This is a genomic window from Lysobacter sp. DMC97 (genome assembly GCF_056313745.1).
Genome location: NZ_JBQUZR010000002.1, coordinates 294118 through 306433, shown reverse-complemented (window position 1 = coordinate 306433; position 12316 = coordinate 294118). Strand labels below are relative to the sequence as shown.

Annotated in this window: 9 protein-coding genes; 4 read left to right on the top strand and 5 right to left on the bottom strand. The window is 70.0% G+C overall.

Annotation, left to right across the window (positions count from 1 at the left end; genetic code table 11):
- Positions 1–482 precede the first annotated feature (482 nt).
- The gene (locus ACT53Q_RS04270) at positions 483–4169 is read left to right on the top strand and encodes an indolepyruvate ferredoxin oxidoreductase family protein (protein ID WP_476185419.1); all 3687 of its coding nucleotides are present in this window, start codon (positions 483–485) and stop codon (positions 4167–4169) included.
- Between the two features lie 43 nt (positions 4170–4212).
- Here ACT53Q_RS04270 and ACT53Q_RS04265 read toward each other — a convergent pair whose 3' ends face one another.
- The 3 genes from ACT53Q_RS04265 to ACT53Q_RS04255 all read right to left on the bottom strand — a co-directional run bounded on the left by ACT53Q_RS04265 (position 4213) and on the right by ACT53Q_RS04255 (position 8529).
- Complete coding sequence (locus tag ACT53Q_RS04265; protein WP_476185418.1) at positions 4213–6555, bottom strand: M56 family metallopeptidase; 2343 nt, start codon at positions 6553–6555, stop codon at positions 4213–4215.
- Positions 6555–6944, bottom strand: a complete 390-nt coding sequence (locus ACT53Q_RS04260; RefSeq protein ID WP_476185417.1) for a BlaI/MecI/CopY family transcriptional regulator — start codon at positions 6942–6944, stop codon at positions 6555–6557. The genes ACT53Q_RS04265 and ACT53Q_RS04260 overlap by 1 nt, the downstream gene beginning before the upstream one ends.
- Before the next feature lie 121 nt (positions 6945–7065).
- On the bottom strand, positions 7066–8529 hold the full coding sequence (locus tag ACT53Q_RS04255; RefSeq protein ID WP_476185416.1) for a hypothetical protein: 1464 nt from the start codon (positions 8527–8529) through the stop codon (positions 7066–7068).
- Positions 8530–8910: 381 nt separating this feature from the next.
- On the opposite strand from ACT53Q_RS04255, the gene ACT53Q_RS04250 reads away from it, so the two are divergent.
- The 3 genes from ACT53Q_RS04250 to ACT53Q_RS04240 all read left to right on the top strand — a co-directional run bounded on the left by ACT53Q_RS04250 (position 8911) and on the right by ACT53Q_RS04240 (position 10306).
- Entirely contained in the window at positions 8911–9252 is a 342-nt protein-coding gene (locus ACT53Q_RS04250) for an I78 family peptidase inhibitor (RefSeq protein WP_476185415.1), read from the top strand.
- 80 nt (positions 9253–9332) lie between these two features.
- The gene (locus ACT53Q_RS04245) at positions 9333–9860 is read left to right on the top strand and encodes a guanyl-specific ribonuclease (protein WP_476185414.1); all 528 of its coding nucleotides are present in this window, start codon (positions 9333–9335) and stop codon (positions 9858–9860) included.
- On the top strand, positions 9857–10306 hold the full coding sequence (locus ACT53Q_RS04240; protein WP_476185413.1) for a barstar family protein: 450 nt from the start codon (positions 9857–9859) through the stop codon (positions 10304–10306). The genes ACT53Q_RS04245 and ACT53Q_RS04240 overlap by 4 nt, the downstream gene beginning before the upstream one ends.
- Before the next feature lie 8 nt (positions 10307–10314).
- On the opposite strand, the gene ACT53Q_RS04235 is transcribed toward ACT53Q_RS04240, so the two are convergent.
- Both ACT53Q_RS04235 and ACT53Q_RS04230 read right to left on the bottom strand, forming a co-directional pair.
- Positions 10315–10878 (bottom strand): hypothetical protein, encoded by a 564-nt coding sequence (locus ACT53Q_RS04235; protein WP_476185412.1) that lies wholly within the window; start codon positions 10876–10878, stop codon positions 10315–10317.
- The gene (locus ACT53Q_RS04230; RefSeq protein ID WP_476185411.1) at positions 10875–12149 is read right to left on the bottom strand and encodes a TCR/Tet family MFS transporter; all 1275 of its coding nucleotides are present in this window, start codon (positions 12147–12149) and stop codon (positions 10875–10877) included. Before ACT53Q_RS04230 ends, ACT53Q_RS04235 begins: the two co-directional genes overlap by 4 nt.
- Positions 12150–12316: the final 167 nt, after the last annotated feature.

Genomic DNA, 12316 nt, shown 5'->3' with positions numbered 1-12316 from the left:
CCCGTTACTCGTTGAAGCAGTGCCCGACCCCCGTGCACTGCCGCTCTGTCACTACCCTGTCGAACGCCCGTCTGGCGGAATGCCGTCCGGGCGGGACATGGGTTGTCACATGCCGCTCCGGAAACCTCCGGAACGGAACGGACAGCAATCGCCTTTCTGCGAACGCATGTCGCCGCAGGCCCGGAAGCAAGTTTCGGGCCAGTAACGGACATTCATCACGGAATCCGGGCAAATCGCCTATCCATGTGAGTTCCCCGCATCGGGCAAACTCGCTGATCCGTCCCGGGGCGTCAGCGCATTTGGTCACATTTTGCGCATTTTCGCTGGCCCCCCCGGGGCACCTCCGGGAGGTCATGAACACGATTGCGTTGGGCTCTGGCGCCCCCGGCAGGCGCCCAACTCCGCGTCCCTGCTAGAATTTTCGCTCTATTTCCCCTGATCTTCGAGCGGCGGGCCAGCCCGTCGCCAAGGATGCCTGCCGCATGACCAGCCCTACCGACCTTCGTCCAATCTCCCCGGACCCGGCCGCGCCGTCCACCGTCGATCGCGCCTACACCCTGGACGACAAGTTCACCCGGACCGAGGGCCGCATCTATCTGTCGGGCGTCCAGGCGCTGGTCCGGCTGCCGCTGATGCAGCGGCTGCGCGACCAGGCCGCCGGGCTGGCCACCGCCGGCTTCATCAGCGGCTACCGCGGCAGCCCGCTGGGCGGCTTCGACCTGGAGCTGTGGCGGGCGAAGAAGCATCTGGAGAAGGCCGGGATGAAGTTCACTCCCGGCCTGAACGAGGATCTCGGCGCCACCATGGTCTGGGGCACCCAGCAGACCAACCTGTTCCCGGGCGCGAAGGTCGATGGCGTGTTCGGCATGTGGTACGGCAAGGGCCCGGGCGTGGATCGCTGCGGCGACGTGTTCAAGCACGCCAACGCGGCCGGCACCTCGAAGTTCGGCGGCGTGCTGGCGATGGCGGCCGACGACCACGCCTGCCGCAGCTCCACGTTGCCGCATGGCAGCGAAGGCGAATTCCAGTCGGCGCTGATGCCGGTGCTGAACCCGGCCGGCGTGCAGGATATCCTCGACATGGGCCTGATCGGCTGGGCGATGTCGCGTTACACCGGTCGCTGGGTGGGCTTCAAGACGATCGCCGAAACCGTGGAATCCTCGGCGTCGGTCGACGTGAATCCGCTGGCGCTGCAGATCGTCACGCCGGACGACTTCGAGATCCCCCCGGGCGGGCTCAACATCCGCTGGCCCGATCCGCCGCTGGACCAGGAGATGCGCCTGCATCGCTACGCGGTGAAGGCCGCGCAGGCGTTCGCGCGCGCCAATCGCCTCGATCGCGTGGTGATCGATTCGCCGAACGCGCGGCTCGGCATCGTCACCACCGGCAAGAGCTACCTCGACGTGCTGCAGGCGCTGGAATACCTCGGCCTCGACGCGCGCGCCTGCGCGGACCTCGGCATCCGCGTCTACAAAGTCGGCATGACCTGGCCGCTGGAGCCGATGGGCATCCGCGCGTTCGCACGCGGGCTGCAGGACATCGTGGTGGTCGAGGAGAAGCTCGGCTTCATCGAAAGCCAGATGAAGGAGCTGTTCTACAACTTCGAGGGCGACCGTCCGAGCATCGTCGGCAAGTTCGACGAGAGCGGCGCGTGGATCCTGCCCAGCACCGGCGAGCTGACGCCGGCGACGATCGCCGGCGTGATCGGCCGGCGCATCCAGCGTTTCCACGCCAGCGAGCGCATCGAGAACGTGATGCGGTGGATGGCGGAGAAGGAAGGCGAACTCGCGCTGCCGCGCGCCAGCTTCCCGCGCGTGCCGCACTACTGCAGCGGCTGCCCGCACAACACCTCGACCAAGGTGCCGGAAGGTTCGCGCGCGCTGGGCGGCATCGGCTGCCACTACATGGTCACGTGGATGGACCGCAACACCGACACCTTCACCCACATGGGCGGCGAAGGCGTGACCTGGTGCGGGCAGGCGGCGTTCACCGAGAACGAGCATGTGTTCCAGAACCTCGGCGACGGCACCTACTTCCATTCCGGTTCGCTGGCGATCCGCCAGTCGATCGCGGCCGGCGTCAACATCACCTACAAGATCCTCTACAACGACGCGGTGGCGATGACCGGCGGCCAGCCGGTCGACGGCACACTGACCGTGCCGCAGATCGCGCAGCAGATGCGCGCCGAGGGCGCGTACACGATCGTGGTGGTCAGCGACGACATCCTGAAGTGGACGCGCCAGCGCTACCTGTTCCCGAACGACGTCGAATTCTTCGATCGCCGCGAACTGGACGAGGTGCAGAAGAAGCTGCGCAAGACCAAGGGCGTCAGCATCCTGATCTACGACCAGACCTGCGCCACCGAGAAGCGGCGCCGCCGCAAGCGCGGCAAGCTGGTCGATCCGCAGAAGCGCGTGGCGATCAACTCGCTGGTCTGCGAAGGCTGCGGCGACTGCGGCGTGAAGAGCTTCTGCGTGTCGGTGCTGCCGAAGGACACCGAATACGGCCGCAAGCGCGACATCGACCAGAGCAACTGCAACAAGGACTACAGCTGCGTCGAGGGCTTCTGCCCGAGCTTCGTCACCGTGCACGGCGGCCAGCTGCGCAAGGGCAACAAAGTCAACGCCGCGGATCGCCTCGGCAACCTGCCGATGCCGACGTTCGCCAGCGCGCTCGACCGTCCCTGGAACATCCTGATCACCGGCGTCGGCGGCACCGGCGTGGTGACGATCGGCGCGCTGCTGGGCATGGCCGGCCATCTCGAAGGCAAGGGCGCGACGGTGCTCGACCAGACCGGCCTCGCGCAGAAGGGCGGCGCGGTGACCACGCACATCCGCCTGGCGCGCACGCCCGACGACATCCACGCCGTGCGCATCGCCGCCGGCGAGGCCGACCTCGTGCTCGGCTGCGACATGGTCGTGGTCAACGACTACTGGGCGCTGTCGAAGATCCGCGGCGACCGCTCCCACGTCGTGCTCAACAGCTACGAGGCGATGCCCGGCACCTTCACCACCCGCCCGGACATGCAGTTCCCGGCGGCCGACATCGTCGCCGCGGTGCGCACCGCGCTGGGCGGCAAGGATCCGTCGCTGGTCGACGCCACGCAGCTCGCCACCGCGCTGATGGGCGACGCGATCGCGGCCAACCTCTTCATGCTCGGCTATGCCTGGCAGCAGGGGCTGGTGCCGATCTCGTTCGATGCGCTGATGCGCGCGGTCGAACTCAACGGCGCCGCGGTGCAGATGAACAAGACCGCGTTTGCGTGGGGCCGCCTCGCCGCGATCGACCTGCCCGCGGTCGTCGAAGCCGCCGGCATCGTCAAGAACGCGCCGACCACCGCCGAAGCCACGCCGCACGCGCTGCCGCTGCTGGCGCCGACGCCGTCGGAAGGCCACGAGTCCGGCCTCAATCCGCAGGCCGCGAACCTGCGCGACGCGCAGGAGCTGCGCCACGTGCCGGCCAGCGGCGGCGGCGACGCGTTCGCGCCGCTCGACGACACGCGGCTGTCGCGCTCGATCGACGAGATCATCGCCCGCCGCGTCGCGTTCCTCACCGAATACCAGGACGCCGCCTACGCGAAGCGCTACCAGGACCTCGTCGCGAAGGTGCGTGCCGCCGAGCAGGCGAAGGCGCCGGGCGCGACCGACCTCTCGGAGGCCGTCGCGCGCTACGCGTTCAAGCTGATGGCGTACAAGGACGAATACGAAGTCGCGCGGCTCTACACCAGCGGCGAGTTCCAGCGCCGCCTGCAGCAGCAGTTCGAGGGCGACTACACGCTGCGCTTCCACCTCGCGCCGCCGCTGCTGGCGAAGAAGGACGCGCAGGGCCGCCTGATCAAGCAGGAATACGGCCCGTGGATGCTCAAGGCGTTCGGCCTGCTGGCGAAGCTGCGCGGCCTGCGCGGCGGCACGTTCGACGTGTTCGGCTACACCGCCGAACGGAAGATGGAGCGGCAGCTCATCGCCGACTACTTCGCCACGATCGACACGCTGCTGGCGAAGCTCGATGCCGGCAACGTCGCCCTCGCCACCGAGATCGCCTCGATCCCCGAGCACATCCGCGGCTTCGGCCACGTGAAGGAAGCGCACCTGCACAAGGCGAAAGCGCGCGAAGCGGCGCTGCTGGAGAAGTGGAACGCGACGCCGGCGGAGACGCGCGCGGCGGCCTGACCGGCCGGCCGCGCGCGAAGGCGCGCTTTCGCAACGCGCGCCATCACAGGTTCGCGAAGCGATCCAGCGCCTTTTCGGCGTTGCCGCGCTCGAAGTCCGGCAGCGTGCGCGCGACGTCGCGATAGTCGGCGATCAACTGCGCGTCGGCCGGCATCGTCGCGGCCAGCGCGGCCAGCACCTGTCCGCGCTCGAAATCGGAGCCGAGGGTGCGCGCATGCCGCAGGATCGCGCGGCTGCGGGCGGCGTCGGGCCGGGCGCTGGCGATGAACGCGAGCAGCGCCTCGCGCCGGTCGAAGTCGCCGCCGATGGCGTCGATCGCTTCGAGCACATCGTCGTCGGTCAGCGGGACACCGGCCTTCAGCGCCGTTTCCAGCACCGACCGGCGCTCGAAATCGCCGCCCATGCCCTGCAGCGCACGCAGTGCCAGCGGCACGGCCTGCATGCGTGGCCGGCCATCCTCGATCACCGCCTGCAACGTGCGCTGGCGATCGAAGTCGCCGCCGATGGCGGCCAGCGCCTGCGACCAGGCCGCGGCCGTGGGACCGTCGAACGGCAGCTTCGGCGCGGCGGAAATCAGCCATTCCGCGCGATCGAAATCCGCGCCCATGCCACCGGCGATCGCCAGCAGCGACGCCTGCTGCGCCGGCGTCAGGCCGGGCCGCGCCAGCGCCACGTCCAGCGCGCGGTGCTTCTCGAAATCGCCGTCGATGTCGCGCAGCAGCGCCAGCGCGCGGTCCATCTGCGCGGCATCCGGTGCCGCCTGCGCGAACAACTGCGCGAGGTAATTCGCACGCACGCCGTCGTCGTCGAGCTTCGCGATCTCGTCGAGCAGGCCCGGCACGCCGCGCGCAGCGAGGATCCGGCCCGCACGCGCCTCGGCATCGAAGCCGCTGAGGCGGTAGAGCGCGGGGATCGTCGCGGCCAGCCACGCCTGCGCCTCGGCATCGAAGGCATGCGGCCGGCCATCGACCGTGTAGGTGCGCGTCGCGACACCGGCGTCGTTGCGCATGTGCAGCACACGCAGCACGCCCCGGCGACGCTGTTCGAGCTCGAACCGGGCGCCGCGGCCGACGCGCAGCACCGTGCGTTCATCGGGCGAGAACGCGACGTCGCCGTCGATGCGCGCATGCAGGGTTTCCCCGCGGACGGGCATGTCGGCACCGACGCGGTACGTCCGGTCTCCGTTGTGGAACGTGATCGACAGCGGATGCAGATTGAACAGGTCCGGCAGCAAACCCGGCCGCGACACCACGATCACGCCGGGCAGCGCGACCAATGCGAGCAGCACGCCACCCGCGATGAGCCAGCGCCGGCGACGCGAAGGCGGCCGGCTCGCGTCGGGCGCGCGTTCGAGCAGCACACGCACGCGCTCGACGATGCCGCCGTCGCGTTCGGCCATCGCCAGCGCGAGCCCGACGGACGATGCACCAGCATGCTGCGGCGCGACGCGGGCCAGGCATTCGGCGAGGCATTCGGCCAGCGCGCGTGCGCCGTCGCGGCCGGCCGCGACGCGGTCGCACTGCGTTTCGGCCAGGGCTTCGAGACGACGCAGCGCGCACCACGCCAGCGGATGGAAGAACAGGGGCACCAGCGCGAGCCGCTGCAGGAAGCGCCAGCGCGGATCGCGGCGCTGCACGTGCGCGAGTTCGTGCGCGAGCATCGCCCGCTGCTGCGCCGGCGGCAGATCCTCGGCCCAGTGCGGCAGCAGGATCGCGCCGGGCACCACCATCGGGCCGTCGAGCCGCGCCAGCAGGCGCACGCGGGGCACGGGCAGGCGCAGCGCCACGGCCTGCGCCTCCAGCGTCGCCACCAGCGCGGGCGAAGCCGCGGTGCCGCTACGCAGTGCCTGCCGGCGCAGGCGCACCAGCGCCTGCACCTGGCGCAGCAGGCGGACACCGGCCCACAGCGCGCCGAGCAGCCACAGCGCGAGACCGAGCAGGACCAGCTCCTCGGTCACGGGAAGCGCAATCGAGGGCACGGGCGCGAGGCGCGCCGGCGGTGCGTCAGACGACGCGATCGGCATCGTCGACAGTCCCTCCGCCGGAAGCGCGACGGACGCCGGCAGGTCCGCGTGCGCCAGGGCCGGTGCCGGCCGTGCGGAGGCCGTCGATGCGGCGGCCGCGACCGCCGTCGGCGTCGGCGGCGCGGACGCCGGCAGCATCGACGCCAGCCGCAGCGCGACGGACGCAAAGGCGCCGAACAGCGCCAGCCGCCACGCGAATTCGGCCCAGCCCGGGTGGCGCAGCGCGCCGGCGCGTTCGAGCAGCCACGCCACGGCCAGCAGCACGGTCGCATGCAGCACGAACATCGCCAGCAGGCCGGCAAGGAAGGTCGGCGACAACGCCGCCTGCTGGGGCAGGCCGGCGAACAAGGGAACGAGGTCCATCACTTCGTCCCCCCGTCGGTGTCCTCATCGCGGCGCAGCAGCGCGCGCACCTGTTCCAGGTCGCCCGGCGCCACCTCGCGCTCGCTCACCAGATGCGCGAGCAACGCCTTCGGGTCGCCGCGGAACACCTGGGCGATGAGGCTCGACACCATGCTGCGCTTCACCTGCGCCTCGCTCACCAGCGGGCGGTAGAGCAGCAGCCGGCCTTCGCGCCGCGCCGCGACCACGCCGCGCTTCTCCAGCCGCGTCAGCAGGGTCGCGACCGTGGTGTGGGCCAGGTCGCGGTCGCCGAGGGCCGCCGTGGCGTCGGCCACGTTCAGTTCCCCGGCCCGCCACAGCATCCGCATCAGGTCAAGCTGGAGGTCACTCAGCACGATGTCGTCGGTCATTCTGGCATCTTCTCTACATGTGTAGTACTACATTTGTAGAATCGAGGCCCGGACCTGTCAAGCCCCCGCCACGTTCCGGCGGCCCGTCACCGGCGATCGGACGTGGCGAGCAGTGCCGAGGTCAGTCCCGGCACGCCCAGCGGGCGTAGGCGGCGTCGCGCTCGGCGTCGCTGTAGAAGTGGTGCATGAAGGCGCTGTCGTACAGCGTCGACAGCAGGTTCCCGGGCAGGCGGAAGTCGCGCAGGATCCGGCGGTACAGGCCGGAATACGCCTTGTCTTCACCGACGTTGCGCGGGTCCAGCCGCAGGTCCGGCACGCCGAGGAAGCCGGCGAGCGGCGCGGCCATGCGCGACAGGTCTTCCTGGCGATAGATCAGCAGCTCGATGCCCGCATGGTCGATGCGCGTGTACCCGGCGGCGTGGTCGAAGGGATGCGCGTAGACGTCCAGGTCGCAGTGGTAGCGATGGTCGAACCAGCGCAGGCCGCTGCTGCAGGTGTCCCAGAAGCGCTCCTCGATCAGCGCCACGGCATCGGCGGCGTTGAGCACGGCGGCGCCGTGGTACTGGAACAGGCCCGACAGCGTCCACGACACGATTTCGCGCGTCGCCGAGATCACTTTCACCGGACGCGCGCGTTCGTGCACCAGGATGCGCGAATACGCCAGGCGGTTCGACGGATAGCCGGTGACCACGTCCGTCGGCCAGTGCAGGTGGAGGACGCCGCCGTCGTAACCGGCCGCCTCCAGCGCGGCGGCGATCGCGTGCGAACCGACCTTGCCCATCTGGTAGACGTGCAGCGCGGCATCGTGCAGCCAGGCACTGTCGCGGTTCGGGATGCGTTGCTCGTACCAGCCTTGATAGCAATAGTGGATCTGCGCCGCGGCGTCGCTGGGCAGCGCGAGCTCGGGATAGCGCGCGCGATAGAACCCCGGATCGAAGCCGTCGAGGCGCGCGGGATCGAAGATCCGCCGCTCGTAGTAGCCCTGGTGGAAGAAATGGCCGAACGCGTGCGCTTCGCTGTCGCCGGTGGCGGCGACGTCGGGATTCGCGATCAGGTATTCGCGCCAGCGGAAGTCGCGCAGGATGCGGCCGGCGAACGGCGACTGGTAGAGGTTCGGCAGCGCCGGCGGCGGGATCTTCGGCGGACGCAGGTCGATCTCGAACGCGAGCGGCGGCGCCTCGTCGTCGGGCACGACGTCGATGACGGCCGTCAACGCCGGATGCGCGTCGGGATCGATCGGCGAACACGTCGGCAATGCCTTCAGCGAATGCTCGATGTCCGAAGCCTCGTCGTCCGCCAGCGGCAGCACGTGCCAGTGCACCGACCGGACCAGCTGCATGCAGCTGATCGCCGGCCGCCGCAGCGCCTCGCCTTCGACATCCCCGACGTGCAGCGTGCCGTCCGCCGCGGATGCGACGACGATCACGTCGCCGACGGCGCAGACGTCGGCGAAGCAGTGTTCGCGCGCGGCGGCGGCCGGGGGCGGATCCGGCTCGAGATCGAGCGCGCAGATGGCGCGACGCTCGAAGTCCGCGAGCGTGTCGGGGTCGCATTCGCCGAACCACCAGATGTTGCGATCTTGCATGTCGCTCTCCTCCCACGCCGCGAACGCACGCGCGCCGCCGCGGTTGACGCAGGGCGTGCCGGGCACGCCGCCGTGCGTGCCATGCATCACGTCTTCCGCCTGCCGCCGCGCGTGCACGCAAACGTGTGCATCGCGACGCGAGTCTACCTGCGCAGCGCGCGCATGCGACCGGATCGCCGTCGCACGATGCCGATCCGTGATCGATGGCCGATCGGCATGCGGGAATGCGCACGGGACCGTGCAGGACGATCGATTTTCCGCGTCGATCGAATCGCGCAGGATGCAAGACGCGCGCAGGGGCGTGCCCGCATCCGCGGCTTCACGAAAATCCTACGGACGGCATGCATACTGCGCGCAACTTCCACGGAAAGGACAAGCGCCATGGCTTCGTCTCCGATCCCGTTGTTCGCACTGCTCACGCTCGCCGCCTGCGCGCCCGTCGGGTCGCAGGAAACGCCGCCCTCCGGCGCGGTCGTCGGCGAGGAACCGCCGGTGCTGGCCGGTCCCGGCCTCGATGGGCCGGGTTGCGATGCCGCGAAGGCGCAGGACTTCGTCGGCCGCAAGGCGGACGAAGGCACCGTGCAGGCCGCGATGGCGGCCAGCGGCGCCAAGCTGGTGCGCGTGCTGCGCCCCGGCATGATGGTCACGCAGGACTACCGCGGCGACCGGTTGAACCTGCAGCTCGACGGCAAGGGCATGATCGCGTCCGCCACCTGCGGCTGAACGCGAGGAATTGACCCGGATCACCCCGCGCCGCGCCGCGCGGGTCCATCGTGGACCACGACAGCGACGGGAGGCGACCGATGCCGGCACGGACGGGTTCGGGATGGAGGATCTGGGGCACGCTGGCACTGCTGGCGGTCGTCGCGTGGTTCGCGCTGCGCGGGATGCACGCACCGGTGCCCGCACCATCGCCTGCGCAGACACCGGCGCAGCATGCACCGGTGCACGAGGCCGAGAATCCGCTGGCGCTCCCGCCAGCGATGCCACCGACCGAGACACACGGCGCGGCGCGCGACGATGCGCCGACCGGCACCGCCTATCCCGACTTCCTGCCGCCCGAGGCCATCGACACGCTGCGCCTGATCGCGCGCGGCGGCCCGTATCCGCATCGGCAGGACGATGGCACGTTCGGCAACCGCGAACGCCGGCTGCCGCCGCAGCCGCGCGGCTACTACCGCGAATACACCGTGGAAACGCCGGGCTCGCGCGATCGCGGCGCGCGGCGGATCATCGCCGGCGGCCGGCCGCCGACCGAATTCTTCTACACCGACGACCACTACCGCAGTTTCCGCCGCTTCACCCCCGACGGTCAGGAGACAGGCCGATGAGCGCGATGGAACTGAATGCGCTGCTCGCCGATCCCGAACGCGCCGGCGCGTACTTCGTCGACGCGCGCGATCGCGAGGCGCTGGTCGCGGCCGGGCGTGCGCTGCGCTTCCGCGTGCAGGCCATCGACCTGCGCGCCTGCACCGACACCGACGCCGTGCTGCGCGAGATCGGGGAGGCGCTGGAATTCCCCGACTGGTTCGGCGGCAACCTCGACGCACTGGCCGACTGCCTCGTCGATCTCTCGTGGCTCTCGGCGCCGGGCTACCTGCTGGTGCTCGAACACATCGGCGTGTGGCGCGAGCAGGCTGCCGAGGACGTCGAAGCGGTGGTCGAGATCCTGCAGGACACCGCCGCACGCTGGGCCGCGGACGCCGTGCCGTTCTGGGCGATGCTGCCGCTGCCGAGCCACGAACTGGCGGCGGTCGAAGGCGCGGACGACGACTGAGGCGCGCGTCAGCGGCCGAGGCGGGCGTGGTAGTCGCGGATGCGGGTGACGAGGTCCTTCGCCGACAGTTGCAGCCCTTCGGACAGGATCCACAGATGCGGGCGGCGGGGATTCGATGGCATGTCCCAGGATGCGATCCGTTGTTCCGGATGCTTCAGACGAATGCCGAGATACGGGCGCTTCGATTTCCCGCCTCGACGAAATTCGTCGCACCATTCGATCTCGTCCCAGCGCACGTCCACGCGCTCTCCGAGCCAGGGCGTCGCATGCAACCCATCGCCGTCCAGCGTGATCGCAGGGCCTGCCTTGCGGAATCGCAACAAGGCCCAAGCGCCGTTGAAGGCCAGGACCGAAAATGCGATGACGAACCAGACGAACATGCCCGGTTGCGGTGGATCCATGAAGTGCGGCACGACCCACCCGATCAGGAACGCCGTCGACAGGACGAGCGCTTCCGCCAAAGTCGGCCGGTAGTCCGCATACCGGATTTCGACGATGTTGGCCTCGACCGGCTGCTGCGCAGTCGTTCCGCGTGTGTCGATTGAATCCGGCAACGGAACGGGCGCGTTCACCCGCCCGCCACCTCCGGCGCGGGCGGCATCGCGGCCGGCGCAGTCGCCGGTGCGCGTGCATGGCGCCACGCGATCAGCCAGCCGCAGGCGAGCAGCACCGCGGCGAGCAGGAACGCGATGCCGGGCAGGTGCACCGGCGCATGCGGGCCGATGAAGTAGCCGAACGATCCGGCGAACAGCGCGGGCGCGAAGATGCCGGCCAGCGACACCAGTCCGGTCAGTGCACCGTTGACGCGGCCCTGCACTTCGGGGCCGACCTGGCGCGAGATCAGCGACATCGTGGCCGGGCTCGCGATCGCCCACAGGCCGCTGACCGGCAGCCCGCACAGGAACAGCCAGCCGGTGTCGGCGATACCGTAGATCAGGAAGCCGACGACGCCGCAGGCCAGGCCGAGCAGGATCGCGCGGCGTTCGCCCAGCGCCTTCACCAGCTTGCCCACCAGCACCGCATTGACGATCACGCTGATCACGCCGACCACCGCCAGCACGTAGCCGGCGTGCTTCTGGTCCCAGCCGTAGCGCACGTCGGCGAACAGCACGAACGTGCTCGGATACACGTAGTGCGCGAAGTTCGCCATGAACACCAGCGCGACCAGGCCCCAGATCGCAGGGTAATCGCGCAGCAGCGCCACGCCGCCCATCGGCCTGGCGTGCGACCAGTCGAAGCTCGACGTGCGCTTCTCCGGCGGCAGCGATTCCGGCAGCACGAACAGGCCGTACAGCACGTTCAGCAGCGCCAGGCCCGCGGAGAACCAGAACGGCAGGCGCAGGTCGACGTCGCCCAGCACGCCGCCGAGCAGCGGGCCGATGACGAAGCCCAGCCCGAACGCGGCGCCGATCATGCCGAAGCCCTTGGCGCGCTCCTCCGGCGCGGTGACGTCGGCGATGTAGGCGTTGGCGGTGCTGAAGCTGGCCGAGGTGATCGCCGAGATGATGCGGCCGACGAACAGCCAGGCGAGGTTCGGCGCCAGCGCCATGAACATGAAGTCGACGCCCAGCCCCAGGCACGACAGCAGGATCACCGGGCGGCGGCCGTAGCGATCCGACAGCGCGCCCTGGATCGGCGAGCTGAAGAACTGCACGAAGTAGTACGCGCTGGCGAACACGCCGACCCAGTAGGCGGCCTTCGACTCGTCGCCGCCGACGAACTGCTGCACCAGATGCGGCAACACCGGGATGATGACGCCGAACGCCAGCACGTCGATCAGCACGGTGACGAAGATGAAGGCCAGCGCGGCGCGGCGCCGGCCGGCGACCAGGGGCGTGTTCACGTGGGGACGGGGAGGCAGCGGAGCGAGGGCGCAGTCTACTCCGCACCGCCGGACCACGGTGTCCGCGACGGACGCCACCCTTCGACGAATGGACCCGGCCCCCCGGTTGCCGCAGTGCACCAATTGTGCTTTAGTCGGGTCATCCTGCGATGGACGTTCCCGTGGAC

Excerpts from the sequence above, each read along its gene's own strand:
- ACT53Q_RS04270 (WP_476185419.1), top strand. The coding sequence starts at position 483 with ATGACCAGCCCTACCGACCTTCGTCCAATCTCCCCGGACCCGGCCGCG.
- ACT53Q_RS04265 (WP_476185418.1), bottom strand. The coding sequence starts at position 6,555 with ATGGACCTCGTTCCCTTGTTCGCCGGCCTGCCCCAGCAGGCGGCGTTG.
- ACT53Q_RS04260 (WP_476185417.1), bottom strand. The coding sequence starts at position 6,944 with ATGACCGACGACATCGTGCTGAGTGACCTCCAGCTTGACCTGATGCGG.
- ACT53Q_RS04255 (WP_476185416.1), bottom strand. The coding sequence starts at position 8,529 with ATGCAAGATCGCAACATCTGGTGGTTCGGCGAATGCGACCCCGACACG.
- ACT53Q_RS04250 (WP_476185415.1), top strand. The coding sequence starts at position 8,911 with ATGGCTTCGTCTCCGATCCCGTTGTTCGCACTGCTCACGCTCGCCGCC.
- ACT53Q_RS04245 (WP_476185414.1), top strand. The coding sequence starts at position 9,333 with ATGCCGGCACGGACGGGTTCGGGATGGAGGATCTGGGGCACGCTGGCA.
- ACT53Q_RS04240 (WP_476185413.1), top strand. The coding sequence starts at position 9,857 with ATGAGCGCGATGGAACTGAATGCGCTGCTCGCCGATCCCGAACGCGCC.